Below are 25,755 nucleotides of genomic sequence, written 5' to 3'. Positions count from 1 at the left end.
GGAGGCCTTTCATGGACGCAAGAAAGCGTTTTTCTGAATTTTTAGCCGGGCAGGGTTACACCGGGGGCGTGCCCGCCGCCTTTTTCCAGCACTTTGCCCCGGGGATCCGCCACGGGCAGGCGGCCCTGACCGCGCAGCTGGACTTTTTCGAGGCCACCGGTATGGACATGCTCAAGATCATGTTCGACGATATCTACCCCCCAATCCCTGGCATCCATTCCCCCGCCGACTGGGCGCGCATCCCCACCTTCCGCCGCAGCGACCCGGTGTTCACACAGCAGATCGACCTGGCGCGCCAGGTGGTGGAGCGGGCGGGCAAAAAAGCCTATGTGTTCCAAACCATTTTCACCCCCTACGTGAGCGCAGGCTGCTCGGTGAGCGGCCTTGTGGACTGGGACGAGATCATCAGCCCGCACCTGCTGCTGGACCCGGAGGCGGTCTGCGCCGGGCTGCAGAACATCTGCGGCGTGCTGGCCGATTTCGCGCAGGACCTGGCGGCCACCGGCATCGACGGGTTTTATGTGTCCGTGCAGGGCGGCGAGCGCGCCCGGTATCCCCGCTCCTTTTTCCGGCAATGGCTCAAGCCCATCGACCTGGCTTTCTTAAACGCCCTGCGGTCCACCGGCAAGCTCGTGTTCATTCATTTCTGCGGTGTGGGCATGCGGCTGGAGGAATATCTCGATTACCCCGGCGACGTCGTCAACCTGGCCGTGCACGGCAACGGGGTTTCGCTCGCCCGGGCGGCCGAGCTGTTCCGCCGCCCCGTTATGGGCGGGCTGGACAACACCGGCGTTATCTGCACCGGCACCGAGGCCCAGATCCGCGCCGAGGTCGAGCGCACTCTGCGCGCCGCCCCCGCCGGGGTTATGCTGGGGGCCGACTGCACCATCCCGCGGGAGGTCCCCGCCGGGCACCTGCGCTGGGCGGTGGAGGCCGCCCATGCGTTCCGCGGTTAGAAAGGAGTTCCCTCATGAACGAGCTTCTCACAAGCTACAAAAACTCCATCACCGGCCTGCTGGATCAGCTGCTGTGCACCCAGCAGGAGGCGATTGAACAGGCCGCCGGTGTTCTGTGCGCCGCCATTGTGGAAGACAGGCGCATCCATCTGCTGGGCGCCGGCGCCCATTCGCAGCTGGCAGTGGAAGAGGTTTTGTGGCGCGCCGGCGGCCTTGCCGCCTGGAACCCCATCCTGGACCCCGGCACCAGCCTTGTGCACGGCGCCAAGCGCAGCGTGAGCTTTGAGCGGCTGCCCGGCTACGGGGTGGGGGTGCTGAACGCAAACCGCGTGGGCGAAACCCCGGGTGAAACCCTCATCCTGGTGGATGCCTACGGCATCTCACCGCTCTCGCTGGACCTTGCCCTGGAATGCCGAAAGCGCGGGGTCTGCACCATCGCGGTCACCTCCCCCGCTTACGGCCTCGCCACCCCGGAAAACAGCCCCCTGCGCCACCCCAGCCGCAAAAACCTCTTCCGCGAGGTGGATCTCGTCATCAACAGCGGCGTCCCCCTGGGCGACGCGGTGGGCAGGGTGCCCGGCTTTGCCCAGCCTGTGGGCTCCAGCTCCACCTTTTGCAGCTGCATGGCTCTGGAATTGCTGGTGCTTGCCACCGTGCAAAAGTTGGTGGAGGCCGGCGCCGAGCCCCCTGTGTTCATGAGCGCCAACCTGCCGGAGGGCGACGCCGCAAATGCCCGCTGGGAGGCAAAATACGCCCCCCGCGTGCGCTGCCTGCTATAGCTCCGCTTTCCGGGGCTCCAAAAGCGCTTTCTCCGCGTTTAAAATGCCTTTTTCAAACGTTTTCTCCAAAGCAAAAGCCCCCCTGCGGCGCAGGGGGGCTTTTGTGTTTTGTATCAGGGGGCCGTTTCCTCGGGCCCTGCGGGGGCGGGCTGCTGCCCCGTTTCCCCTTTTCCGACCCCTGGGTCCGCCTCAGCGGGTGCGCTGCCCTGCTCCGTTTGCTCCGTTTCCTCGGGCTCCGGCGCCTCCTGCGTTCCGGCGGTCTGCTCCGGGGGCTCCGCTGCTTTTTTGCGGCGGGGCCGGTCGCCATGCTTTTGCCCCAGGGCGCGGTTCACCAGGGCCAGGGCCCCGGCCAACACCGCCAGCAGGGCAAACCCGCCTGCCAGCCACCGCCAGCCGCCCTGCAGGGCGGCAAAGATCGCTGAAAGCTCCACTCCGGCTTCTCCCCCTTTTGTCTTGTGGCTGCCGGGGCGGCTCAGCCGCCCTCGGCCACATGGGTGCGCACCAAAGCGCGCTTGAGCTTGGCCTGGGCCAGTTCCATCTCCCGGGCGTCCAAATCCTTTTCGGCCAGGCGGGCCTTCGCCTTTTCCTGGGCGGCCCGGGCGCGCTGTGCGTCAATGTTTTCCGCCCACTCAAAGGTGGTGGCCACCAGCCGCGCGCGGCCCTTGGCCACGGCCAGCATGCCGCCGATGCAGGCGGCGCGGCGCACCGTTCCGTCCTCCAGGGTCACCCGCGCCTCGCCCATGCCCAGCGCCGTCAGGTAATCGCAGTGCCGGGGCAGAATGCACACGTCCCCCGCAATGGTGCGGCAGAACAGCTTTTGGGCCTGCCCGTCAAAGGCGCTGCCGTCCGGCGTTACGATCTGCAGCTGGAAGGTGCTCATGCTCCTTCCCCTTTCTTTGCCTTTGCCACCACCTCGTCAATGGTGCCGGCGAACAGAAATGCAGACTCGGGCAGCTCGTCGTGCTTGCCCTCCAAAATTTCCTTAAAGCCCCGCACGGTTTCCTTCAGTGGCACGTACTTGCCCTCCATGCCGGTAAACTGCTCGGCCACGGTAAAGGGCTGGCTCAAAAAGCGCTGGATCTTGCGGGCCCGGTTCACGGTGATCTTGTCCTCTTCACTGAGCTCGTCCATGCCCATGATGGCAATGATGTCCTGCAGCTCCTTGTAGCGCTGCAGCACCTGCTGCACGCCCCGGGCCACCTGGTAGTGCTCCTCGCCCAGCACGTCCGGCGACAGGATGCGGCTGCTGGATTCCAGCGGGTCCACCGCCGGGTAAATGCCCAGGCTCGCAATGTTGCGGCTCAGCACGGTGGTGGCGTCCAGGTGGGCAAAGGTGGTGGCGGGGGCCGGGTCGGTCAGATCGTCGGCCGGCACGTACACCGCCTGCACGCTGGTAATGGAGCCCTCTTTGGTGGAGGTAATGCGCTCCTGCAGCGCGCCCATCTCGGTGGCCAGGGTGGGCTGGTAGCCCACGGCGCTGGGCATGCGGCCCAGCAAAGCCGACACCTCGCTGCCCGCCTGGGTAAAGCGGAAAATGTTGTCGATGAACAGCAGCACGTCCTGGTGCTCCCTGTCCCGGAAGTACTCGGCCATGGTCAGGCCCGAAAGGCCCACCCGCATGCGGGCTCCCGGCGGCTCGTTCATCTGCCCGTAAACCAGGGCCGTCTTGCTCAAAACGCCCGATTCCTTCATCTCGTTGTACAAATCGTTGCCCTCGCGGGTGCGCTCGCCCACGCCGGTGAATACCGAAAGGCCGCCGTGCTGCTTGGCAACGTTGTTGATGAGCTCCATGATGAGCACGGTCTTGCCCACGCCGGCGCCGCCGAACAGGCCGATCTTGCCGCCCTTTGCGTAGGGGCAGATCAGGTCCACCACCTTGATGCCGGTCTCCAGGATCTCGGTGGTGTTCTGCTGGTCCTCATAGCTGGGCGGGTCACGGTGGATGGGCCAGCGCTCCTCAATGGGCGGGGCGGGCATATCGTCCACCGGTTCGCCCAGCAGGTTAAAAATCCGGCCCAGGCACTCCTTGCCCACCGGCACGGTGATGGGGCCGCCGGTGTCCACGGCCTTTGCGCCGCGCACCAGCCCGTCGGTGCTGCTCATGGCGATGCACCGGGCCACATTGTCGCCGATCAGCTGCGCCACCTCCACCGTGAGGGGCTTGCCGCCGTTGTCCACATGGATGGCGTTGAGCAGCTCAGGCAGCTCTCCATCCGGGAATCTGATATCCAGCACCGGGCCGGTGATCTGCACCACGGTGCCTTCGTGTTGCTTGGGCATGCGCATATCTCCTTTTTGGGGCGGGGGCGACTACTGCTCGGCGCCCGCCACGATTTCCGTGATCTCCTGGGTGATGGCCGCCTGCCGGGCCCGGTTGTAATGCAGGCTCAATTCGTCGATCATCTCGCCGGCGTTTTTGTTCGCCGCGTCCATTGCGGTGCGCCGGGCGCCCAGCTCGCTCGCCACCGACTCGCACAGCGCCCCATAGATCAGCCCCGCCAGGTATTCGGGCACAATGGCGTTGTACACCTCTTCGCTGGAGGGCTCGTACAGGGTCAGCGAGCGGGGGGTGCTGCCTTTCGCCACCGGCTCGTAATTCAGGGGCAGCAGCTTTAAAATGGCGGGCTGCTGGCTCAGCATGGACACAAAGTTTGTGTACGCCACAAAGATCTCGTCGTACTCGCCGGCCAAAAAGCCCCTTGCAAGAATGCTGGCCACCGAAAAGCAGCCGCTCACCTCCACCTCGGCCGCAAGGCCGTACCGCTCGGTTACAATGGGCACCTTGCGCCGCTGGTAATGCTCCAGCGCTTTTTTGCCCACGGGCAGCACGCACCAATCCTTGCCCTCGGCGTGGGCCGCCACCGCCTTCAAAATGTTGGCGTTGTAGCCGCCGGCCAGGCCCCGGTCGCCCGCGATCACCACGTAGCAGCTGCGCTTTACCGGCCGCTGGGCGATGTAAGGCGAAGAAAACTCGGCGTTCGAATAGGCGATGTCGGTCAGGGCCGTGTGCAGCACGTCAAAGTAGGGGCGGCTTTTTTCCACCCGCTCCTTCGCCCGCCGCAGCTTCGAGGAGGCCACCAATTCCATAGCCTTGGTGATCTGCATGGTGCTCTCCACACTTTTAATGCGGAGCTTGATGTCTTTCATCGAAGCACCTGCCATGCGCTCTCCTCCTTACTTGTGGGTATCGCAGAACTGTTTGGTATAGGCCGCAAGCACGGCGTTCAGTTCCTTTTCGGTGTCCGCTTCCAGCTTGCCGGTGGTGCGGATCGCCTCCAGCACTGCCAGGCCCTGGGCGTCCAGATAGGAATACAGGCCCCTCTCATACTCTTTCACGCCTGGCACGGCCACCTCTTTCAGGTAGTCATGGGTCACCGCGTAGATGATGCACACCTGTTTTTCCACCGGCACGGGGCTGTTGCGGTCCTGTTTCAGCACTTCCACAATGCGCTCGCCCTGGGCCAGGCGCGCCTTGGTGTCCGCGTCCAAGTCCGAGCCGAACTGCGCGAAGGACTGCAGCTCCCGGTACTGGCTGTAGATGAGCTTCAGGGTACCGGCCACCTTTTTCATGGCCTTGATCTGGGCGTTGCCGCCCACGCGGCTCACCGAAATGCCGGGGTTCACCGCGGGCATCACGCCCGAATGGAACAGCTCGGTCTCCAAAAAAATCTGGCCGTCGGTGATGGAAATAACGTTGGTGGGGATGTAGGCCGAAACGTCGCCCGCCTGGGTCTCAATGATGGGCAGCGCGGTCAGGCTGCCCCCGCCGTATTCGGGCGCGATGCGGGCAGCGCGCTCCAAAAGGCGGCTGTGCAGGTAGAACACGTCGCCGGGGTAGGCCTCGCGGCCCGGCGGCCGGCGGATCAAAAGGCTCAGCGCCCGGTAGGCCACCGCGTGCTTGGAAAGATCGTCGTAGATCACCAGCACATCCCTGCCCCCGGCCATGAAGTATTCGCCCATGGCGCAGCCCGAGTAAGGCGCGATGTACTGCAAAGGGGCCATCTCGCTGGCGGTGGCGCTCACCACGATGGTGTAATCCATGGCGCCGTTTTCTTCCAGGGTGCTCACCAGCTGGGCCACGGTGCTCTGCTTCTGGCCAATGGCCACGTAGATGCAGATCACATCCTGCCCTTTCTGGTTGATGATGGTGTCGGTGGCGATGACCGTCTTGCCGGTCTGCCGGTCGCCGATGATCAGCTCGCGCTGGCCGCGGCCGATGGGGATCATGCTGTCGATGGCCTTGATACCGGTCTGCAGCGGCACCGAAACGCTTTTGCGCTGAATGATGCCGGGCGCGGGCGACTCGATGGGCCGGTACCCGGCGGCTTCCACAGGCCCCTTGCCGTCAATGGGCTGGCCCAGGGCGTTTACCACGCGGCCAATCATTCCCTCGCCCACCGGCACGCTCACCACCTTGCCGGTGCGCTTTACCACGCTGCCCTCCTTCAGGCCCGCGTCGCTGCCCAGCAGCACAATGGACACGCTGTTTTCTTCCAGGTTCTGGGCCATACCGTACTCGCCGTTCTCAAACTGCACCAGCTCGCCGCTCATGCAGTTTTCCAGCCCCACGGCCCGGGCGATGCCGTCGCCCACCAGGATCACGGTGCCGGTCTCGCTCTGCTCGATCACATTCTCGTAGTGCTTGATCTCGGCCTTGATGATCCGCGAGATCTCTTCAGGTTTTAATTGCATCCTATCACCTTCTCACTAAACAGTGGCCGCAAGGCGGCGGCGCAGCGCGTCCAGCCGGTTCTGCACCGTGCCGTCCAGCTGCGTTCCGCCCACTTCCAGCCGCACGCCGCCGAGGCAGGCGGGGTCCACCCGCGAGCTCAGGGCAATGGTTTTGCCGGTCAGCGCCGCGAGCTTTGCCCGCAGGGCTTCGGCCTGCCGCCCGGTCAGGGGCACCGCGCTCACCGCCGTGGCCTCCAGAATGCCGTGGGCCTGGTTGTAGCGGGCCCGGTATTCTTCGGCACAGTCCGGCAGGGCGCGGATCTCGCCCTTTTCGCATAAAAGCTTCAAAAAGTTCAGCAGATACGGCTCTACCTGGCCGCGGAACGCCTTGTCCAGCGCGGCGCACCGGTCTGTTTTCGGCACGCTGGGCATGGCCAGCAGCTTTACATAGGCCGGGTATTCGGCAAAAAGAGCGCGCACCCCGTCCAACTGCGAAAGCACGGCCCCGTCCAGGCCCTCCTCCGCCGCCAGCTCATACAGCGCGCCGCCGTACATCTTGCCCGCTTCGGTCATGAGGCGTCACCCACGTTCTTGATGAACTCGTCGATCAGGGCCTGGTGGTCTTTTTCGTCGATCTCGCGCTCCACCACCTTGCTGGCGATCTCCATCGCCATGCCGCCGATCTCGTCCTTCACCTCGTTCAGCGCCTTTTTGCGCTCCTGCTCGATCTCGCTCTCCGCGCGCTCCTTCATGCGGCGGGCGCTGGCCGCAGCCTCGGCCAGCAGCTCCTCGCTGCGCTGGCCGGCGGCGCGGGTCGCGTCCTCCACAATGCGCGCGGCCTCGCCGCGGGCGCCGGCCATGCTCTGTTCATACTCGGCCTGCATGGTCTGCGCCTTCTCCCGGGCCGCCCGGGCCTCGCTCATCACCGCGTCTGCGGCGGCCTGGCGCTCGGCCAGGATCTTCTGCACCGGCTTGAACAGGAACTTTTTGACCAGCAGTGTCAGGATCAGCAGGTTGCACAACTGGGTGATCATTTCCCAGGGCATAATGCTGACCAAATCTACATATTCCGGCAATGGTCAATTCCCCTTTCTGGGTTTACTTCCCGCCCTCACAGCAGGCCAAGGAACATGCGGGGCGCCGCGAAGATCAGCAGCAGGCCTGTCACGAAGCCGTAAATGCCGGTGGTCTCGGCAATGGCGCAGCCCAGCAGCATGGTGCTGGTAACGCTGCCCTTGCACTCGGGCTGGCGGCCAATGGCGGCACAGGCCTGGCCCACGGCGTACCCTTCGCCGATACCGGGGCCGATACCGGCGATCAGTGCGAGACCTGCGCCGATGGCGCAGCCGGCCAGAACGATTGCTTTGTCCAACATGGAAATTTTCCTCCTAAAGTGTTTTTTTACAATCGAGTGCTCTTTTTATCCTCGCGCGGCAGATCCGCCGCGGAAAATCTCAAGGGCCGCCCTACTCCTCGTCGGTCTGGGCGGCGTTGGCGATGTACAGCATGGTCAGCATGCAAAAGATGAACGCCTGCATCAAGCTGCTGAACAGGTCAAAATAGACCGAAAGGATCGCCGGGATGCCCACCTGGAACAGCGGGATCTCGCCCAGCACCTGCCCCAGCACGCCGGGCAGCAGCCCGAACACCGCGTGGTTCAGCACGGCCAGGGCCGCGTATACCAGCGTGCTGATGACCCCGCCCGACACAATGTTGCCAAAATGGCGGAACGCCATCGAGATGGGGGTCGCCAGCTCGCTGATGATGTTGAAGGGGGTGAACACCCAGATGGGGGTGGTGAAGCCCTTCAGGTAGCCCCCAAAGCCGTTTGTCCTGATTTTGGTGAAGGTGATCATGCAGAACACCAAAATCGCCCACGAAAGCTCGGTGGACAGGCTGCTGGTGGCCGGGAAGGCCCCCACCAGGCTGGAAAGGCTGCACAGGGCCGACAGGCTGAACATCGCCCCGATAAAGGGGGCGAAATGGGCGTATTTTTCGCCCATATTCCCGTTCACAAAGTTCTGGCAGGTGTTCACCAAAAGCTCCGCCACCGCCTGGCGCTTGCTCACGCCCTCCACCTTGAGGCCGCGGGTGAGCCAGATGCAAAGCCCTGTGATGATCAGCACCACAGCCCAGCCGTTCACCATGCTGGAGGTGATGGGGATGCCCCCGAACACCGGGATGGTAAAATAGATCTGGGCGCCGTTGATACTCACGTCCATGCCTTGCTTATTCCCCCTCTCCGCTCTCGCCCGGTGCGCCGCTCCCGGGCCCGGGGCCGTCTTTTTTGTAGTGCCCGGTCAGCTGCATCACCGCAATGGTCAGCCGGGGCAGCAGCAGCGGGATCAGGGCCGCCACCCAATTGAAAAACGGCGCCGCCACCGCCAGGATCAGCCACAGCACCATCACCAGCATGCGCATGTTGTACGAGAACTGCATCATCTTGCGGCCGCGGCCCTCGTCGTCCTGGTTTGCGATCCGCTGCACGGTCACGCCCAGCAGCAAAAAATTCGCAACCGCCAAAGCGCCGCCCAGCACCCCGCTTACTGCCACGCCCCAGCTCATGCGTCCGATCAGCGCGAACACCGCCAGCATCGCCGCCACGCCCACCGCGGTGCCCGCCGCGATGTGGGCCGTCTCCTTTTTTACCGCCGGCTGTAATTTCATCTGTGCCGCCCCCTCGTTTTACTGATGGTCGTTAAAAGCGGGCGGGTCCTTTTTGTGGGCCCGCTCGCTTTTTTTCTGCGTATACCTATAAAAATTATAAAAGCTCACGGCCGCCGCGCCAAAGCCCAGCGCCAGCGCGGGCAGCATGCTCCAGGCCGGCCAGCCCAGCCGGCCCATGGCCCACCAGCACACCGCGGCGCACAAAAGGGGCGGCGTGATCAGCGAGAGGCCCAGCTGGGTGAGCCACGCAAGCTCCCGAAACGCTTTCAGCCACCCCTGCACCTGCCATTTCCTCCCCTCGCCCTGCTTAAAACTCATATGTCTTATTATACCAAAGGGGGCGGGCAAGTACAATTCTTTTTAAAAACCACTTGTAAAATTTTTGTGCATATCTTTAGACATTTCGCAGGCTCTGTCCGTTTTTTTTCGGTTTGCGGCAGACTTCGCGCCCGGACGGCGGTCCGCCTGCCCGCCAAAGCGCCCCTTCCAGGGCGGCGGCCCCTGTGTAAACAGCCGTTTTCGCTTTGCCATGTTTGTTGTATAAATACAACAAACATGGTATAATTAAATACAACTTCGCGCCCCGGCAGTCCGGGGTGCGAAGGCACAAAAATTCCCATGGAATGTAAAACAGGGGGTGGCGGCATGCTGCTTTCCATCGTGGTGCCCTGCTACAACGAGCAGGAGGCACTGCCACTTTTTTATACCGAGATCACCCGCGTGGCGGCCGGGATGCAGGCCAGCCACGGGGCCGCTTTCGAGTTCATTTTTGTGGACGACGGCTCCAAAGACGGCACCTTAAAGATCGCCCGCGAACTGCACGAAAAAGACCCCCGGGTGCGCTACATCAGCTTCAGCCGCAATTTCGGCAAAGAGGCGGGCATCCTTGCCGGCCTGCAGGCTGCAAAGGGCGAGTATGTGGCCATGATGGACGCCGACCTGCAGGACCCCCCCGCCCTTTTGCCCCAAATGCTGGACGCCCTGCTGCACGAGGATTACGACTGCGCGGCCACCCGCCGCACCAACCGCAAGGGTGAGCCTCCCATCCGCAGCTTTTTTGCCCGCATGTTCTACAAGCTCATCAACAAAATGAGCGACGCCGACATTGTGGACGGCGCGCGGGATTACCGCCTGATGCGCCGCCGCATGGTGGACGCCATTTTGTCCATGCCCGAATACAACCGTTTCTCCAAGGGCATCTTCGGCTGGGTGGGCTTTAAGACCAAGTGGCTGGAATACGTGAATGTGGAGCGGGTCGCCGGCGAGACCAAGTGGAATTTCTGGAAGCTGTTCCGCTATTCGCTCGAGGGTATCATCGGCTTTTCCACCGCCCCCCTCGCTCTGGCAAGCCTTCTGGGCATCTTTTTCTGCCTGCTGGCCTTTATCCTGATCGCGGTCATCATCGTGCGCACCCTTGTTTGGGGCGACCCCACCAGCGGCTGGCCCAGCATGGTGTGCATCATCTTCTTGTGCAGCGGCGTGCAGCTGTTCTGCATGGGGGTGCTGGGCCAGTATCTGGCAAAAACCTATATGGAAGTAAAGCACCGCCCGATCTATATTGTTCGGGAAACCGAGCAGAGCGAGGCTTGAGCCCGGTCCTTCTTTTTTATGGTCGTCAGGCAGCACAAAAGCGCCCCCGTAGCGGGGGCGCTTTTAATTTTCTGCGCGGGCTTATTCCAGCTTTCCCTTTTTGAACAGCCAGTAAGCGATGCCGATCGCCATCGCGCCCGACACCAGGATCAAAAACGACACACTGCCGATCAGGCTGGGCACCGCCACAAACAGCGCGCACATAAACGCCAGGGGCGCCGCCGCGATCTTCAGGTTTTTGGAGAAATATTTGAACGCCAGCGCGCCGAACAGCGCCGGGATCACATTGTTGAAGGCCGGCACAAGGGCCGGGTTCTCCAGGATCGGGCGCAGCGGCACCAGGCACAGCACGCCGATCGCCAGCACGGCGGTGGTCACCAGGCTGCTCACCGCCACCGACAGGGTGGATACGATGTCGTTTTCCGGGGTGCCCACCTCGGTGCCGCACACCTCCCGCGCGTTCACAGCGCAGGGCAGTTTCAAATTGAGCACATTGCCTGTGATAAAGGTCAGATAGCTCGCCCCGGAGCCCAGCATGGGCGCATAAACCAAAAACTCCATCACGCCGCTGGTCCAGTAGATCAGCGCCACCTGCACAAACCCCAGGCCAAAGGCCTTCCAGTCCGGCCCGGTGCCCAGCAGCCAGCCCATGGTCAGGGGCACGGCCAGCATCATCACAATTCCCACCGACAGGCCAATGCGCCCAATACGGTGAGCCCCGTTTTCATATTTCTCGTAAAATTGTTCGCGTTCCGCTCCGTTCATTCCGCCCGCCTCCTTTACACTGCCAGGCCCAGCAGCACCGCGGCGGCCATTCCCACCAGCATGCTGCCCGCCATGGAAAAGTTGTCCAGCCAGCTCATGTTTCTGCGCCGGGCAAAATACTCAAACACCGCCATGGCCACCGCGGCCACCGCCGCCACGAACAGGGGCATATAGTTGCCCATGCTGGTCCATTCTCCCAGGTAGGAACCAATGTACGCGCTCACCAGCCCCACGAACATGGCGGCAAACATGTAATCCCCAAATCCCTTTTTGCCCTTTTCTTTTTTGCCGGCGGCTTTGTGGATGCGCTTCATGTAAGTTTTTAAAAAGAAAATGCACAAAAGGCATCCTGCCAGAATGCCCGCGGTCATTACCAGGCCCACGGTCACGAAAACCTTCGCGGTGAGCGGTTCGCTGCCAAGGCCCCCCGCCATTCCGGCGGCGCGCGCCGCAATGTCGGCCACGTTCCCCTCGTAGTGCAGCGCCCCCACCACCGACAGCCGCATCCAGGGCAGCGGGATGCCCAGGCTGCCGGAAAGGGCGATGACCCCCAGCAGGATCGACACGCTCGGCAGCAGGGTAAAGGTGGCGCTGGACGTGATGGCCCGGCGCAGCTTGGCCTTGTCCATCCCCAGGGCCACGCCGGCCCGGTAGCTCTTAACCAGATACAGTACGCTGAGCCCCAGGATAAACAGGATCACCGCCCCCACGATGGCAAACATGGGCAGGCTGTTCAATTGCGCTAACAGATCCATGGTTTCCTCCTCCAAATTTTATTGTGCTAAAGCAATGGTTTCATTGTACCATACCGGCGCCCCCTTGCCAAGTAACACAGGGCGTTCCGCTTTGGCCTCCGGCGGGTAAATTGCGCCCGCAGGGGAATGAATAAAAAAGCGAAGAGGAGATGAAGTATGAAACGCCTTTTAACGGCCCTGGCGCTGGCAGGCGCGGCGGGGCTTTTGCTTTGGGGCTGGACAGCGCGCACCGAAGCCTCCGCGCATATTCCGCCCGGCACACAGCCTGTGGATCTGGCGCCCCTGCTGCGGGGCGTGCAGCCCGCGCCGCAGGCCGAAGCCCTGCTTTTTCAGCAAACGGGCCTCGGGCCAACGGGGCTTTACGCGGTGTGGCGGCAGGAGGGCGCGCAGGGAGTGCTCGCCTTTCAGCGCCAGCTGTTCGCCCCGGTCGCCTGGCAGTGCGGCTACGGCACCCTGCTCACCCGCCAGGACATACTGGCCAGCCCCGTGCGCCTTGCCCCCCTGGAGGCCGGCGACATTCTGGTAACACCGGCCTCCCACTGCCTGGGCTGGCGCAACGGCCACGCGGCCCTGGTGGTGGACGCCCAAACGGGCCGCACCCTGGAATGTGGGCCGGACGGACCGTTTTTCGGCCTTGCCTCAGCCTGGGGCGACCGGGCAAGCTTTTTGGTGCTGCGCCTGGCCGGGGTGAGCGGCGAAACCCGGGCCCTGATCGCCCGCGAGGCACCCCAGGCGCTGGCCGGCGCCTCCTACAGCCCCACCGTGGGGCTGTTTTCCCCAAAACTGCCCGGGGGCCAGTTCACCGCCACCCAGTGCGCCCACCTGGTATGGGCGGCGTTCGCCCGCCAGGGCTACGACCTGGACGCCACCGGTGGCTGGCTGGTCACCCCGCGGGACATTGCACTCAGCCCGCTGCTGGAGGTGGTGCAGGTTTACGGCCTGCCCCCCGGCCAGCGCTGGCCCTGAAGCGAAACTGCCGCAAAAATTATTCCGTCGGCGCCTCTTCCCGTAAAATCCCCTTATTCCAACAATCCCCCTGTGCTACGATAGGGACAACCAGTTCATCAAAAAGGAGTTGTTCGTATGCCGGAGCAAAAACGCGTAAGGCGCACCCCGCAGCAGATCGCCGCTGCGATCGACGCACAGATCGAAGCGCTGGAAGGGGCCATGCAGGAAACAGAGCACAAAAAAGCAGCGGCCATTGCCGAATTCGATCATAAGGCCGCCGTCCTGCGCGGCAGGATCGCCGCTCTGCAGGAGAAAAAAAAGGCGGCCCTGGGGCCCAAACAGCGCAAAAAGCGCAAAACAAAGGCCGAAAAGATCCAGGAGCTGGTGAGGCAGGCCCAAAAATCAGGCCTCAAATTGGACGAGATCGCCGAAAAGCTGGGCGTGCCCGCGGCCAGCTGAGGCTCCGGCCCCCGCAGCTTCCCCATACAAAAGAGCGGACCTTCCAGCCCGAAAGCCGGAAGGTCCGCTCTTTGCATCCCGCCGCATCCGGCGGCAGGGGCTGCCGTCAGCGGTTGAACTGGTTCTGCTGGTTCTGACGGTTGTTCTGATTCTGCTGATTGTTCTGATTCTGGCGGTTGTTCTGGTTCTGCTGATTGTTCTGGTTCTGCTGATTGTTCTGGTTCTGCTGATTGTTCTGGTTCTGCTGGTTGTTCTGGTTCTGCTGGTTGTTCTGGTTCTGCTGGTTCTGCTGGTTCTGCTGGTTGTTCTGGTTCTGCTGGTTGTTGCGATTGTTGAATTCCATTGTTTTACCCTCCCAAAAATTTAGGTTGTATGGATAGTTTGCCGCGCTTTGGGCTAAAATATTCCCGGAATTCACACAAAATCATTTCAAGCACAGGAGGGCGTGTATGCTGCTCGTTCAAAATGGCATTCTTCACACAATGGAAGCCGGGGGGGATATAAAAGCGGATCTTTTGGCCGCAGACGGGGTGATCGCCCAGATCGCCCCTCACATCCCCCCGCCTGAAGGGGCCGAGGTGTTCAACGCCGCCGGGCTTCATATTTATCCAGGCATCATCGACGCCCACAGCCACATCGGCATCTCGGAAGAAAAGGTGGGCCTGCAGGGCGACGACTGCAACGAGGGCACAACCCCCGTGACCCCCTGCCTGCGCGCCATCGACGCCATCAACCCCATGGACAGCGCGTTCCACAACGCGGTGGCGGCGGGCATCACCGGCGCCATGGTGGGGCCGGGCAGCGCCAACGTGGTGGGCGGCCAGTTCGCCTTTATCAAAACCGACGGCCGCCGCATCGACGACATGGTGGTGCTGGCCCCCGCCGCCATGAAGGTGGCGTTCGGCGAGAACCCCAAGGGCAACTACGGCCCCAATGGGAACATGCCCGCCACCCGCATGGCCATCGCCTCGCTTTTGCGGGAAGAATTGTTCTGCGCCCGCCAATACTTTGAAAACGAAAAAAAGGGCGGCACCCAGCCAGACTTTCACTGGGAGAGCTACCGCCCTGTGTTCGAGGGCAGGATCCCCCTCAAAGCCCACGTGCACCGCGCCGACGACATTTTTACCGCCATCCGCATCGCCGAGGAATTTGGCCTGGGCCTCACCCTGGACCACTGCACCGAGGGGCATCTGATCCCCGCCGAGATCGCCGCCAGCGGCTTCCCCGCCATCGTGGGGCCGTCGCTGGCCTCCCGCAGCAAGATCGAGGTGGAGGGCGAGGATTTTAAAACCGCAGGCATTCTGGACAAAGCCGGGGTCCTGGTGGCCCTCACCACCGACCACCCCGTTACCCGCATCCACCAGCTGCCTTTGTGCGCAGCGCTGGCCGCAAAAAAGGGCATGGGCGAGGAGGCCGCTTTGCGCGCCATCACCATCAACGCCGCGCGCATCTGCCGGGTGGCCGACCGGCTGGGCAGCCTGAAAGAGGGCAAGGACGCGGACTTTGCCCTGTTCGACGGCAGCCCCCTGCGCCTGGAAACCCGGGTGCACGCCACCGTGATGAACGGGCAGATCGTCTACCGCGCCGGCCGGCTTTAGGCCGGCGCGGTTTGTTTTTTTGCCCGGGCGGCAGGGCCAACGGGCCGCGCCTGTTTCGCGGCGCTCACACCTCCACCGCCTCCACCTGCTCCATGGCCTCCATATCCCGCACCACGTCCGGCGGGTAGGCCCCCGCCGGGTATTTGAGCAGCAGCTCCAGCTTGACCGCACCGCCCTTTTTGCGGGTCATATCCAGGTTTTGTATCTCAATGCCCCGCCGTTCAAACAGCGGCAGCACGTCGTTCATATCCCCGCCCCGGTGCAGCTTAATGGTCATCACGCCCCGGCCAGGCAGGTGCAGCCAGCGGTACTCCCGCCGCAGCAAAAGCTGTGTCAGCAGCACCAGCAGCGTGCAGAACCCACCCACCGCATACAGCCCCGCTCCCATGGCCATGCCGATGCCCGCTGTGGCCCAAATGCCCGCGGCGGTGGTCAGCCCGGTGATGCTCTGGTTGCGCATAAAAATCATGCCTGCCCCCAAAAAGCCGATGCCGCTCACGATCTGTGCCGCCACGCGCGAGGCGTCCACGCTCAGGTGGCTGTAGCCCGCCAGGTCAAAAAAGCCGTACTTCGATACCACCATGATCAGCGCCGAACCCAGCGCCACAATCAGGTGGGTGCGCATGCCCGCCTCTTTCAGGCGGTTTTTGCGCTCGATGCCCAGCGCCAGGCCGCACAAGGCAGCCAGCAAAATGCGCAGCATGTATTCGCCCTGTACCAGGGCCCCGCTCCAATCCATCCCTTTTCCTCCCGTAAAAAACACGGCGGCGCGGGTCTTGCCCGCACCGCCTTTTTTGCTGTGATGCCGCAGCGCGCTTCAGCCGAACAGGGCGCACCGAAGCCCCTGCGGCTCCAGCTCCAGTTCCGCCAGCTCCCCTGTGCAGCGCACCGGCCGGGCCGCCCGGTCCACATCAAAGCACTCGGCCTTCCCCGCAGCAGCCGCCAGCCGCAGGCGCAGCGTGCCGCCATGCGCCCGCTCGTCGCGGCTGGCAAGCACCATGCGCCGCCCGTCGGCCAGCTCCCAGCAGGTGGCATTGCAGCCCGCGGGGCACTCCTCCAGCCAGGCGTCGTCTGCAAAGCGCGCCCCGCGCAGCAGCGGAGCAAGCGCCTGCCTGAAACCCAGCGCCCGCCGGGCGTAGGTGTGGTATTCGCCGTCCTGGGGCCGCATGCGGGTGGTAATGCCCATCCACAGAACGCTCCCCAGCAAAATGGCCCGGTGCATATCCCGGTAAAACCACAGCCGCTGGTCCCGATCCTCGGTCTCCCAGCCGCGGGGGTTCACCATGTTCACCTGCACAAATTCCGGGAAGGTGTACTTGAATACATTGTAGTATTCATCGTATTCCGCGCCGTTCCAGGTCAGGTTGCCCCAGGTGTAGCTGCCGTAAATATCGCCGCAGTTCTCGGTCATCAGGTATGCGTTGGGGTTGCGCGCCTGCAGCCGGCGCAGCAGCTCTTTCAACACATAGGCGTTGCCGTTGTTGAATTCGCCGATGTTCCCGTGGCTGTGCTCCGGGTTATAGCAGGCAAGCGGCTCGGCCGAGGCCAGCTGATCCAGATACACGCCGTCGCAGCCGTAGCCCAGCGCGCAGAACTCGGCGGTGTCGATCAGGTACTCCCGCCATAAGGCATCCGAAGGGCAGTTCACCGTAAAGTGCTCGGGGCCGTAGGTCTCGCGCACCGGCTCGCCTTTTTCGTTGCGCAGCGCCATCCTCTCGCCCATTGTATGATGAAAATCAGACTTGGTGTCAAAGATGCGTGCATTGATGTACAGGGTGGAAAAACCGCCCTGCCCGCGCACGTATTCCAGCCCGCGCCGCAGCTCCATCGCGCTGCCCAATTCCATGTCCGGGTAGTATTCCGGGTAGAAGGAATCGAACCCGGTGCGGTTCCAGCCCGCAAGGAACATGTGCCGCACGCCCCAGGCGGCCCCGGCCTCGTACATGGCGGGGATATCCCTGAAATCGTGCTCGATCTTTCCGCCCCGCTTGAAATTGTAGCACTGGTTTAAAGCGCACTCGTCCTGCAAAAAGGCCGGGGTGTGGTCAAAATCAAGGTGGGGTGCAATGTAGGCGCGGTATAGCTCTGCGCCGTAATGCCAATCCCTGGTTGTTACAGCCAGCACATAATCGCCGGTTTCCCAGCACTCTCCAGGGCCGATGCGCCAGTGTTTTCGGAACCCAAAGCCCATCCACGGGTCCGCGGCGCTGCCGCTGGTCTCGGCGATCACGCCGGTCACCGGGAAGCGCGGGTCGTGGCTGCCGAAATACAGGCCGTTCTCCGGGTCGTAGTAGTACATCCAGCTCATGGAGGCCAGGCCGCAGTAATTGATCTCGCGGCGGTAAATGTCCTCAAAGCGGACGCTGCTGGCGCGCCAAAAGTCCTTTTTGTTCACGCCGTAGCCCGCCACCGGGTTCACCGTGCGCTCCCCCGCATGGTGGGGGTAGATGATGGCGTCGTCGGTGTGGGTGGCGCCCAGGCATACGCCCCCCAAATGTGGCATGAGCGTCTCCACAATGGGGCTTTCGCTCTCGTTTTGGATCTTTGCCCGAATGGTCAGCCGGTCGCCCTGCGCAAGGCACTCCACCTCCACCCGCACCGGCCGGCCGCCGAACTGCTCATAGTGCAGTGCCAGACCTCCCGGCACCGCTTCTTCCCGCACCGGGCCCGGGCGCAGCTCCGCCTTCTGCCGCCCGTCCAGGGCAAACAGAGTCACCAGCGGGTCTCGGGGCGGGGCCTTGATGTAGTCGTCGCCGGTGGCAAGGTTTACAAGGCTTGTAAAATTGTTCGCCTGCGGGTCAAACTCGGCCCGGAAGGCGCTGGTTTCCAGTTTCATCAGGCGTTCTCCCTCAATAGCCGAATTGTTCGTACCGCTCCAGCGCCTCGCCGTTAAGGGCCGAGGCGTTTGGCATGTGGTTCGAGATATACACGCTGGGCTTCAGTCCCATTTCCAGCAGCTTTTCCACCACGGTGCTCTGCAGCGCCCACATCAGATAGCTGGCGCTGATGCCGCTGGCCGGGCAGATGGCCTGCCCCAGCTCCTCCACCTCCACAAGGGTATCGCCGTAATTGGTGCAGTTATCAAGGCAGAAGGTGCAGGCCTCAAACAGGCGCTTGCCGCTGGGGTGCTTGCTGGTCAGATGGCGGGAATACTCCACCGAGGTGATGGCCACGGTGGCGCAGCCCATCTCGTTCGCCTTGAGCGCCAGATCCACCGGGAAATAGTTGTATCCAGACACCGAGCCGATCATGATCACATCGTCCGGCAGGATGTTGGCGCGCCCCAGCACATAATCTGCAAAGCCGGGGATGCTGTCGTACCCCACAATGCCCCGGGCCGGGGCCGGGCGGTAACGCACCGGGTTCTGGATCTCACAGGTAATGCGGATGGGCTTCAGGGCCATCATGCCGCCGGTGCGCCCCACCCCCTCGAACATCAGCATATGGCCGGTGTCCATGATATGCCAGGCCCCGCCGCGGGCAAGCCGCGCCGCGATCTCCCCGCCTGCGGCCAGCAGGGTTTCCTTCTGGGTCTTTTCCACTGTTTCCAGCACGCCTTTCATGCCCTCAAAATAGCGGTCCATCAACATAAATCAGTTCCCCCGTTCATTCCTTTTGTCAGGCTTTCGCCAAGATCGGCGGCGCAGAGATCCACACCCGCCATTTCGGCCAGCACACACAGGGCGGCGCCCACCACAGGCGCATACCGGGCCGGCTGCCAGCGGCAGGCGGGCAAAGCCCCGGCCAGCGCCGCCCGGAAGCGATCTTCCATCAAATCGCCCATGCGCGCCACCCCGCCGGTCAGCGCCACGGGCAGCGCGGTTTCCCCCAAGGTGTCGGCCACGGTTTTTGCAAGCCCCGCCAGGGCGGCCGCCGCCGTGTCCAGGATCTGGCCGGCGCGCTCGTCGCCCCCGCGGGCCGCCGCAGCCACCACCGGGCACAAAGCCGCCACGGCACTGCGGTCAAACCCGGGCTGGTAGGCAAGGCGGCGCAGGCTCAGAACATCCGGCGCGCCCAGCGCCTCCAGCGCCAGCGTTTCCAGCAGCGTGCCCTCAAGGCCCCGGTCGTGCAGCCAGGCCAGCCGGTTCAGGCACATGGCGCCGATGTGGTAGCCGCTGCCCTCGTCGCTGAACAGGGGGCCCCAGCCGCCGGCCGTGGCTTCCTTCCCGCCGCGCCCGCGCCCGGTGGCAAACGACCCCGTGCCGCTCAGCACCGCAATGCCCGCCGGGCCGCCCAGCGCCGCGTAAAACGCGTTTTTCTCGTCGCCTGCCAGCTGTACCCGGTCGTGCCCCAAAAAGCGCCGCACCTGCTCCAGGCAAGGCCCGAAGCCCGGGATGAACAGCCCTGTGCCCGCAAGCTCGCCGGCGGTCAGCCCGCCCTTTTCCAGGCAGGCCCCAATCCCCCGGCACACAGCCTGGGCCGCCTTTTCCTGCGGCAGGAAAATGGCGTTGGCCCCGGGGCCCCGGGTGTGTGCCAGCACCCGGCCGTCCTCCCAAAACAGCAAAAACTCCGTTTTGCTGCCTCCGCCGTCGCATACCAGATACGCCCTCATTGCTTCCTCTCCTTTTTTGCCGCCGGTGTTTCTATTCTAGCACAACGCGGGAATGCGTGCCCGGTATTCTTCCACCAGCCGCTCGTTGAACGCATCCCCGCCGGGCAGGTTCGCGCTGCACAGCACCGGCGGCTCCAGACCGTCGGCCAGGTACAGGTTCTCGATCTTCAGGGCGATACGCTGCGCGATAAACAGGCTGCCAAAGGTGGAGGCCCCGCCCGTGACCTGCCCCGAGGGCAGCTCCAGCAGCCCGTCCCCCTTGGGCGCGTGGTTGTCGATCACAATATCGCTCACCTCGTACAGCTTTTTGCCCTGCGGGTGCCGGGATTTCAGCGTTTTCGACACCTGCAGGCTGGTCACACAAATCACCGTGAGCCCCTGCCCTTTTGCGTAAAGGGCAGCCTCCACCGGCACCGTGTTGATGCCCGAATTCGAGGAGATCAGAATGGTATCGCCCGGCCGCAGGTTCGCCCGGCTCAATATCTCGGTGGCCTTGCCGCTCTGCCGTTCCAGCCTTGTGCTGGTGATCGCGCCGGTGTGCAGCATCAGTTCCTCCGACAGGATGGGGTCAATGGGCACCAGCCCGCCGGTGCGGTAAAACATCTCCTCCACAATCATGTGGGAGTGCCCGGTGGAAAAAGCGTGCAGCAGCCCCCCCTGCCGGATCGAGGCGTACGCCGCGCCTGCCGCCGCCTCAATGGGCCCGCACTCCTCGCGTTCAATGGCATGCAGCATTTCGCATATTCCGGGCAGATACGCCTCGTCCTGCAACAGTTGTTGGCTCATGTTTGGTCTCCGTTCTTACCGTATGCCGCGGTTTTCTCAAAGCGAGGGAGGCCAAAGCCTCCCTCGCGGTCAGGGGCAACTTGCCCGCTTCGTTTACTTGCTCAAAATTTCAGCGCCCTGTTCGTCGACCCGCTTTGCAAATTCAGCCGGATCAATGGCGCCAGCCCACAGGCTCTCGCATTCCTTCTGGAACATGGTCTGGAACGCGGCGCCGTTCAGGTTCACCGGGTAGGGCACGGCGTTTTCCAGCGCCTGCACATAGTACTTGTTGGTGGGCTTTTCTGCCTCGAAGGCGCTGGTGTCCACCAGGGTGGAGGCGGGCAGGCCGAACTTCATATCCAAAGCGATCTGCTGGCCCTCCTTGCCGGAAAGGAACTCCACCACCCGCCACGACAGCTCAGGGTTCTTTGCTGTTTTGGGGATCACCCAGGTGTTCACGAACGAGGAGGTCTGGCTCTTGCCGTTCACGGTGGGCATGGGCAGCACGGTGTAGGCAGTGCCGCTGGCGTCAAAGTTCGCCTCGGTGGAAAGCGCGCCCACCTGCATGGCCACCTTGTTGGCCATAAACGGCGCAAACTCGCTGTCGCCGAACTGGGCGGCCTGGGCCGCGCTGGGGCAGACCTTATAGGTATTGTACAGATCGTACATGAACTGCATGCCCTTCTGGGTGTTCGCGTCGGTGGTAAACACGCTGGCCTTGCCGTCCTCGGCGTACATGCTGCCGCCAAAAGCGGCGATCATGGCAAAGGTCTGGTCGGCGTAGTTCTTCCAGTAGTAACCCCACTGGGCGTCGGCGCCGCTGCCCTTGGTGAGCTGCTTTGCGATCTCCACAAACTCGTCCATGGTCCAGTCTTCGGTGGGCAGGGGAACGCCCGCGTCCTCAAACATCTTGGTGTTCAGGAACATGACCTTGGGGGTAACGTCGCGGCCCGCGGCATACAGGGTGCCGTTCACGGTGAGCGCGTCCTTCACCACCGGATACAGCGCGTCCTTGTATTCCTGGCTGGCCAGGTCGTCCAGCGGCAGCAGCATGCCGGAGAGCGCGTAGCGGGGCACCTGGTCCATGGCCAGCATCATCACATCGGGGATCTCGCCGCCGGCGAGCTTGGTCACCATGGTGTCGGCGTATTTGCTGGGCACGGTCACAAACTCCAGCTTGATGTCGGGGTTCTGCGCCTCGAAATCTTCCTTCATTTTCTGCAGGTGCTCAAATTTGGTGATGTCCCACCAGGTGTACACCTTCAGGGTGGTGGGCTCGGCCGGGGTGCCGGCCTGGCTGCCCGCCGTGCTGCCGGAGCCCGGGGCCGCCGTGCTGGGCGCGCCGCCGCAGGCGGCCAGGCCAAGGGCCAGCGCCAGGGTCAGAACAAGGGCCAAAGCTTTGACGAATGCCTTTTTCATGATCGTTTTCCTCCAATATGATTGTTTTTATACAGGGCCCTGCGGCCCGGAATACCAAAAAAGAGAGCCTCACTTCCCGCCAAACCCGGAGTTCATGCTGGACGCCATAAAGTGCTTTTGGAAGATCAGGAACACAATGACGATGGGCACGATGCTCAGGGTCGCCCCCGCCAGCAGCACCGCCCAGTTGGGCTCCCACTCCTTCAGGTACTTCAGACCGACCGTCAGGGTGAGCTTATCATAGTCGTTGATGATCAGCATAGGCATCAGAAAAGCGTTCCACACGCTGCGGAAGGAAAGGATCGCCGTGGTGGCGATGGCGGGTTTTGCATTGGGCAGCACCACGCGGAAAAACACCTTAAACCGCGAGCAGCCGTCGATGATGGCCGCGTTCTCCAGATCCTTGGGGATGCTCAAAAAGAACTGCCGGAAGAAAAAGATGTTGAACGCGTTGGAGGCCGTGAACACGTTGGTCAAAAAAAGCGCGGTGTAAGTATTGTAAAGGTTCATGTCCACGATGGTCTTGTAATTGGGGATCAGGGTCACATGGCTGGGGATCATCATGGTTGCAATGAACGCCAGAAACAGCAGGTTGCGGCCCCAAAACTCCAGCCGCGTCAGCGCGTAGGCCGTGATCGACGCGATGGCGATCATGCAGATGGGGATCGCGATGGAAAGAAACACCGAGTTCAGCAAAAAGTTCCCAAAGGGCAGCACCTCAAAGGCGCGCTTGTAATTGTCCAGCGTAAAGGGATGTGGGATCATGTTCAGCGGGCTGTCGGTGTACAGCTGTTCCCGCGCCTTGAACGAGGAAAACAGCGACCAGATAAAGGGGTAGATCATCGCCAGGCTGAGCAGCACCATAAACACATGGTAGACCGCGTTGCCCGCCCTGCGGCGGCCGGACATACCGAGCGCTTTTTTCATCTCATTCACCCCCCTGCTCATTGCGGAACCGGTACTGGATCAGCGTCACCACCATAATGAGCGCGAAGAAGATCCATGCCAGGGCCGAGGCATATCCCATGTCGTAGTTGGTAAAGCCCTGTTCGTAGATGTAATACATAATGGTGCTGGTGGAGCCAAGCGGCCCGCCGGCGGTCATGATAAAGATCGACTCGAACATGTTGAACGCTTCGATCACCAGCAGGATCGCCACCACGAAGGTGGTGTTCGCCAGCATGGGCACCGTGATGCGGAAGAACTTCTGCAAAGGGGTGGCGCCGTCCACCTCGGCCGCCTCGTACAGGCTCTCGGGAATGGTCTGCAGCCCTGCCAGGAACATAATCATGTAATAGCCGCACATCTGCCATACCCGCATGATCACCAGGGCGGGCTTGCTCCACTCGGTGCTGGCCAGCCACATGGGCGGGTTGTTGAAGCCCAGCACCGTGAGGAAGTTGTTCAAAAGCCCCATGTCCGGGTTGAAGATCCACAGCCAGACCATACTCACCGCCACAGTGGAGGTGATACTGGGCAAAAACAGCGCCACCCGGTACGCCTTGGTCAAATGCCCTGCCTTTTTGTTGATGAGGATGGCCAGCAGCAGCGAGCAGACCAGCACGATGGGCACCAGCGTGATCACAAAATAAAAGGTGTTTGCGAAGTACTGGTAAAAGTATTGATCCTTGGTAAAAGCCCGGATATAGTTTGCAAGGCCCACAAAGTTCGGCTGGCTCAGCAGGCTGTAATCCGTGAGTGAATAGTAAAACGAGCGGATGATCGCCCCAAACGTAAAGATGGCGAACCCGATCAGCGCGGGCGACACGAACACCCAGCCGGTCAGCGCCTCGCGGCGCTTCAGGCTCAACCGGCGCGCCCGCCTTTTCGGGGCCGCACCCGCATGTTTTTCTGCCTGCATACTCCCTGCCTCCTGCCTTTCACAACTCAAAATACAATTTCAAAATTTGTTATGTTGTCATAATAACTTGGGGTAAAAATGAGCGGCGCCCGCTCATTTTTCCAGGGTCACGTTGAACACATATTTGTCGCCCCGGTACACCGATTCCACATATTCAAAGGCGGTGCCGTCGCTCTCGTAGGTGGTGCGGCAGATGCGCAGCACCGGCGCGCCGGGCTTGATCTCCAGCAGCTTTGCCTCCTGCCCTGTGGCCGCCCCTGCCTGGATGCTCTGCACCGCCCGGCAGCTTTCGCAGCCGTAATTTTCCCGCAAAAGCGCGTAAACCGAGCCGCTCAGGTCCTGGTTCTCAATTCCCGCAAACCGGTAAAAGGGCATGTGCAGCCGCTCCACGGCCATGGGAACCCCGTCCGCGCAGCGCACCCGAACGATGTAATACACCTTCTGCTTCGGGTCGAGCTTGAGCTGCTGGGCCACCGTTTCGTTGGGAAAGACCAGCTGCAGGTCCACCAGCAGGTTCGAGGGGGCAAGCCCCAGGCTGCGCATCTCGTCGCTGAAGCCGATCAGGTGGTTCAGCTGCATATCCGCTTTTTTGGGCGAAATGAAACTGCCCTTTCCCTGGATCTTGTAGATGTAGCCGGCCTGTGCCAGGCCGTCCAGCGCCTGCCTCACCGTAATGCGGCTCACGCCGAACAGCTCGCCGATGGTTTCTTCGGTGGGCATCTGCTGCCCTTCTTCCAGCTTGCCGGCCTCGATCAGGCCCTGGTAATAATTGATGATCTGCGAATATCTGGGAACCGCTTTCACGTTCCGTCCCCCTTGCCGGCAGGTAATGCGTGCCTGCAAACTCATCATGTTGTTATGACATCATCATAATAGCATCCGCCGGGGCCCGCGTCAAGCGCGCCGGCCGCATTTCTGCCTATTGCCCAAGGCGCGCCTCTTTTGTTTGTGCGAATTGCCTGTTTTTATCCGATCTCATAGCATTCAAAGATCTGCGAAAGCACGGCCCCGGGGTACTCCTCCCGGGCCTGCGCAAGGATCGCGTCGGCCCAGCGCGCGGGGTAATGGGTCAGCACCAGGCGCCGCGCGCCGGCGCTGGCTGCAAACAGGCCGGCCTTTCCCGCGCACAGGTGGTGCCCCTGCTCGGCCGTCTGTTCGTTGCGCAGGCTCGCCTCGCAGAGGAACAGGTCCGCGCCCTGTGCGAGGGCCTGCACCTCCGGGCTCACCCCCGTGTCCCCGGAATAGGCAAAAGTCTTTCCCTCCGCGCGCAGCCGCAGCCCGTACGACTCCACCAAGTGGGGCAGCGCATAGGGGCGCACCGCCACCCCCTGCAGTTCCACCTCCCGCCCCGGCTCCAGCGGGCAGAATTCAAACACGCCGCCGCTTGTCAGCTCGGCCAGAGCCCAGGGGGGCGCGGGGGGCCCCGCAAGCGGGATGGGCCGCACCGCCTCCCCGTTTGCCGCCCGGGTTTCCAGCTGATATTTGGCACAGAACAAATCGCCCATGTGGTCAAAGTGCCAGTGGCTGATCAGGATCAGATCGATCTGCGCCAGGTCGATCTTTTGCTGCAATTTTGCCAGGCTGGCATCGCCCAGGTCCAAAAGGATCTTTTTGTCCGCCGCCTCAAGCAGATAGCAGGCGCAGGCGCCGTCCGCCTCCGGGCAGGTGGCGTTGTTTCCAAAAACAGTCAGCCGCATCTTGTCGTCCCCCTTCGGTCCGTTTATATTGTCATGATAACATTACATTTTAAATTGTCAAGGGCCCGTTTGCCTTCCCGCCATAAAGGGGTTACGCTGCATTCCAAAGCGTGGAAAAAAGAAAGAAGCCCTGCGGGAAGGAGTAATCCTTCCCGCAGGGCTTCTTGTCCGAGAAAGCCGGCGCCTTCCTATTTTCCCGGGCCGTCTCCAGCCAAGTATCTTCGGCACCACAGAGCTTAACTACTGTGTTCGGAATGGGAACAGGTGGGTCCT

30 protein-coding genes and 1 rRNA gene are annotated in these 25,755 nt (G+C 62.5%); 6 read left to right on the top strand and 25 right to left on the bottom strand.

Translation table 11 applies throughout. The annotated features are described in order from the left end of the window. Positions 1 to 11: 11 nt before the first annotated feature. Positions 12 to 956, top strand: coding sequence for a uroporphyrinogen decarboxylase family protein (locus ACMLHZ_RS14820; protein WP_418668443.1), 945 nt, complete (start codon positions 12 to 14; stop codon positions 954 to 956). Positions 957 to 970: 14 nt separating this feature from the next. After that, entirely contained in the window at positions 971 to 1,735 is a 765-nt protein-coding gene (locus ACMLHZ_RS14815) for a sugar isomerase domain-containing protein (RefSeq protein ID WP_418668442.1), read from the top strand. A gap of 113 nt (positions 1,736 to 1,848) precedes the next feature. Here ACMLHZ_RS14815 and ACMLHZ_RS14810 read toward each other — a convergent pair whose 3' ends face one another. From ACMLHZ_RS14810 to ACMLHZ_RS14760, 11 genes are all read right to left on the bottom strand, one after another. Beyond that, the gene (locus ACMLHZ_RS14810; protein ID WP_418668441.1) at positions 1,849 to 2,166 is read right to left on the bottom strand and encodes a hypothetical protein; all 318 of its coding nucleotides are present in this window, start codon (positions 2,164 to 2,166) and stop codon (positions 1,849 to 1,851) included. Positions 2,167 to 2,207: 41 nt separating this feature from the next. Beyond that, positions 2,208 to 2,615 carry an ATP synthase F1 subunit epsilon gene (atpC, locus tag ACMLHZ_RS14805; RefSeq protein WP_418668440.1) on the bottom strand — a complete coding sequence of 136 codons (408 nt, stop codon included), beginning with the start codon at positions 2,613 to 2,615 and terminating at the stop codon, positions 2,208 to 2,210. After that, positions 2,612 to 4,015 (bottom strand): F0F1 ATP synthase subunit beta, encoded by a 1,404-nt coding sequence (gene atpD, locus ACMLHZ_RS14800; protein ID WP_418668439.1) that lies wholly within the window; start codon positions 4,013 to 4,015, stop codon positions 2,612 to 2,614. The genes atpC and atpD overlap by 4 nt, the downstream gene beginning before the upstream one ends. A 30-nt stretch (positions 4,016 to 4,045) precedes the next feature. Next, positions 4,046 to 4,897, bottom strand: a complete 852-nt coding sequence (atpG, locus tag ACMLHZ_RS14795; RefSeq protein WP_418668438.1) for an ATP synthase F1 subunit gamma — start codon at positions 4,895 to 4,897, stop codon at positions 4,046 to 4,048. A gap of 12 nt (positions 4,898 to 4,909) precedes the next feature. Further along, positions 4,910 to 6,427, bottom strand: coding sequence for a F0F1 ATP synthase subunit alpha (gene atpA / locus ACMLHZ_RS14790; RefSeq protein WP_418668437.1), 1,518 nt, complete (start codon positions 6,425 to 6,427; stop codon positions 4,910 to 4,912). 15 nt (positions 6,428 to 6,442) lie between these two features. Beyond that, positions 6,443 to 6,979 (bottom strand): ATP synthase F1 subunit delta, encoded by a 537-nt coding sequence (gene atpH, locus ACMLHZ_RS14785; protein WP_418668436.1) that lies wholly within the window; start codon positions 6,977 to 6,979, stop codon positions 6,443 to 6,445. Further along, complete coding sequence (atpF, locus tag ACMLHZ_RS14780; protein WP_418668435.1) at positions 6,976 to 7,482, bottom strand: F0F1 ATP synthase subunit B; 507 nt, start codon at positions 7,480 to 7,482, stop codon at positions 6,976 to 6,978. Before atpF ends, atpH begins: the two co-directional genes overlap by 4 nt. A gap of 35 nt (positions 7,483 to 7,517) precedes the next feature. Next, positions 7,518 to 7,781 (bottom strand): ATP synthase F0 subunit C, encoded by a 264-nt coding sequence (atpE, locus tag ACMLHZ_RS14775; protein WP_418668434.1) that lies wholly within the window; start codon positions 7,779 to 7,781, stop codon positions 7,518 to 7,520. Between the two features lie 91 nt (positions 7,782 to 7,872). Continuing rightward, positions 7,873 to 8,628: a F0F1 ATP synthase subunit A gene (locus tag ACMLHZ_RS14770; RefSeq protein WP_418668433.1), complete on the bottom strand. Its 756-nt coding sequence runs from the start codon at positions 8,626 to 8,628 to the stop codon at positions 7,873 to 7,875. Positions 8,629 to 8,635: 7 nt separating this feature from the next. Then, positions 8,636 to 9,073: an ATP synthase subunit I gene (locus ACMLHZ_RS14765; RefSeq protein WP_418668432.1), complete on the bottom strand. Its 438-nt coding sequence runs from the start codon at positions 9,071 to 9,073 to the stop codon at positions 8,636 to 8,638. Positions 9,074 to 9,091: 18 nt separating this feature from the next. Next, positions 9,092 to 9,391 (bottom strand): AtpZ/AtpI family protein, encoded by a 300-nt coding sequence (locus ACMLHZ_RS14760; RefSeq protein ID WP_418668431.1) that lies wholly within the window; start codon positions 9,389 to 9,391, stop codon positions 9,092 to 9,094. Between the two features lie 327 nt (positions 9,392 to 9,718). Between ACMLHZ_RS14760 and ACMLHZ_RS14755 the strand changes: the two genes are divergently transcribed. Beyond that, on the top strand, positions 9,719 to 10,663 hold the full coding sequence (locus ACMLHZ_RS14755; RefSeq protein ID WP_418668430.1) for a glycosyltransferase family 2 protein: 945 nt from the start codon (positions 9,719 to 9,721) through the stop codon (positions 10,661 to 10,663). Positions 10,664 to 10,744: 81 nt separating this feature from the next. Here ACMLHZ_RS14755 and ACMLHZ_RS14750 read toward each other — a convergent pair whose 3' ends face one another. Together ACMLHZ_RS14750 and ACMLHZ_RS14745 are read right to left on the bottom strand one after the other, a co-directional pair. Beyond that, entirely contained in the window at positions 10,745 to 11,428 is a 684-nt protein-coding gene (locus tag ACMLHZ_RS14750) for a hypothetical protein (RefSeq protein ID WP_418668429.1), read from the bottom strand. Positions 11,429 to 11,442: 14 nt separating this feature from the next. After that, positions 11,443 to 12,183 (bottom strand): DUF5058 family protein, encoded by a 741-nt coding sequence (locus tag ACMLHZ_RS14745; RefSeq protein ID WP_418668428.1) that lies wholly within the window; start codon positions 12,181 to 12,183, stop codon positions 11,443 to 11,445. A 156-nt stretch (positions 12,184 to 12,339) separates the two neighbouring features. On the opposite strand from ACMLHZ_RS14745, the gene ACMLHZ_RS14740 reads away from it, so the two are divergent. Next, complete coding sequence (locus ACMLHZ_RS14740; RefSeq protein ID WP_418668427.1) at positions 12,340 to 13,149, top strand: hypothetical protein; 810 nt, start codon at positions 12,340 to 12,342, stop codon at positions 13,147 to 13,149. 117 nt (positions 13,150 to 13,266) lie between these two features. Further along, on the top strand, positions 13,267 to 13,590 hold the full coding sequence (locus ACMLHZ_RS14735) for a hypothetical protein (protein ID WP_418668426.1): 324 nt from the start codon (positions 13,267 to 13,269) through the stop codon (positions 13,588 to 13,590). A gap of 106 nt (positions 13,591 to 13,696) precedes the next feature. On the opposite strand, the gene ACMLHZ_RS14730 is transcribed toward ACMLHZ_RS14735, so the two are convergent. Further along, on the bottom strand, positions 13,697 to 13,933 hold the full coding sequence (locus ACMLHZ_RS14730; protein WP_418668425.1) for a hypothetical protein: 237 nt from the start codon (positions 13,931 to 13,933) through the stop codon (positions 13,697 to 13,699). 106 nt (positions 13,934 to 14,039) lie between these two features. Here ACMLHZ_RS14730 and ACMLHZ_RS14725 point away from each other — a divergent pair, with 106 nt between their 5' ends. Then, a complete protein-coding gene (locus ACMLHZ_RS14725; protein ID WP_418668424.1) occupies positions 14,040 to 15,188 on the top strand; it encodes an amidohydrolase in 1,149 nt (382 codons plus the stop codon). 64 nt (positions 15,189 to 15,252) lie between these two features. Here ACMLHZ_RS14725 and ACMLHZ_RS14720 read toward each other — a convergent pair whose 3' ends face one another. The 11 genes from ACMLHZ_RS14720 to rrf form a co-directional block, all read right to left on the bottom strand. Further along, positions 15,253 to 15,927 (bottom strand): MgtC/SapB family protein, encoded by a 675-nt coding sequence (locus ACMLHZ_RS14720; protein ID WP_418668423.1) that lies wholly within the window; start codon positions 15,925 to 15,927, stop codon positions 15,253 to 15,255. A gap of 78 nt (positions 15,928 to 16,005) precedes the next feature. Further along, positions 16,006 to 18,024 (bottom strand): DUF6259 domain-containing protein, encoded by a 2,019-nt coding sequence (locus tag ACMLHZ_RS14715; RefSeq protein WP_418668422.1) that lies wholly within the window; start codon positions 18,022 to 18,024, stop codon positions 16,006 to 16,008. A 13-nt stretch (positions 18,025 to 18,037) separates the two neighbouring features. Beyond that, on the bottom strand, positions 18,038 to 18,778 hold the full coding sequence (locus ACMLHZ_RS14710; RefSeq protein ID WP_418668421.1) for a sugar isomerase domain-containing protein: 741 nt from the start codon (positions 18,776 to 18,778) through the stop codon (positions 18,038 to 18,040). Next, a complete protein-coding gene (locus tag ACMLHZ_RS14705; RefSeq protein WP_418668420.1) occupies positions 18,772 to 19,740 on the bottom strand; it encodes an N-acetylglucosamine kinase in 969 nt (322 codons plus the stop codon). Before ACMLHZ_RS14705 ends, ACMLHZ_RS14710 begins: the two co-directional genes overlap by 7 nt. A 36-nt stretch (positions 19,741 to 19,776) precedes the next feature. Continuing rightward, positions 19,777 to 20,526, bottom strand: coding sequence for an SIS domain-containing protein (locus ACMLHZ_RS14700; RefSeq protein WP_418668419.1), 750 nt, complete (start codon positions 20,524 to 20,526; stop codon positions 19,777 to 19,779). 93 nt (positions 20,527 to 20,619) lie between these two features. After that, positions 20,620 to 21,924 carry an ABC transporter substrate-binding protein gene (locus ACMLHZ_RS14695; protein ID WP_418668418.1) on the bottom strand — a complete coding sequence of 435 codons (1,305 nt, stop codon included), beginning with the start codon at positions 21,922 to 21,924 and terminating at the stop codon, positions 20,620 to 20,622. A 69-nt stretch (positions 21,925 to 21,993) separates the two neighbouring features. After that, the gene (locus ACMLHZ_RS14690; RefSeq protein WP_418668417.1) at positions 21,994 to 22,851 is read right to left on the bottom strand and encodes a carbohydrate ABC transporter permease; all 858 of its coding nucleotides are present in this window, start codon (positions 22,849 to 22,851) and stop codon (positions 21,994 to 21,996) included. A gap of 1 nt (position 22,852) precedes the next feature. Then, a complete protein-coding gene (locus ACMLHZ_RS14685) occupies positions 22,853 to 23,785 on the bottom strand; it encodes a carbohydrate ABC transporter permease (RefSeq protein ID WP_418668416.1) in 933 nt (310 codons plus the stop codon). 93 nt (positions 23,786 to 23,878) lie between these two features. Continuing rightward, positions 23,879 to 24,589 (bottom strand): GntR family transcriptional regulator, encoded by a 711-nt coding sequence (locus ACMLHZ_RS14680; RefSeq protein WP_418668415.1) that lies wholly within the window; start codon positions 24,587 to 24,589, stop codon positions 23,879 to 23,881. Positions 24,590 to 24,750: 161 nt separating this feature from the next. Then, positions 24,751 to 25,482: an MBL fold metallo-hydrolase gene (locus ACMLHZ_RS14675; protein WP_418668414.1), complete on the bottom strand. Its 732-nt coding sequence runs from the start codon at positions 25,480 to 25,482 to the stop codon at positions 24,751 to 24,753. Between the two features lie 175 nt (positions 25,483 to 25,657). Then, positions 25,658 to 25,755 (bottom strand): 5S ribosomal RNA (rrf, locus tag ACMLHZ_RS14670); the annotation flags it as partial.

The organism is Allofournierella sp. (assembly GCF_048388525.1).
In the GTDB taxonomy this organism is placed as follows: domain Bacteria; phylum Bacillota; class Clostridia; order Oscillospirales; family Ruminococcaceae; genus BQOK01.
This window is presented reverse-complemented; position numbering and strand designations above follow the sequence as displayed.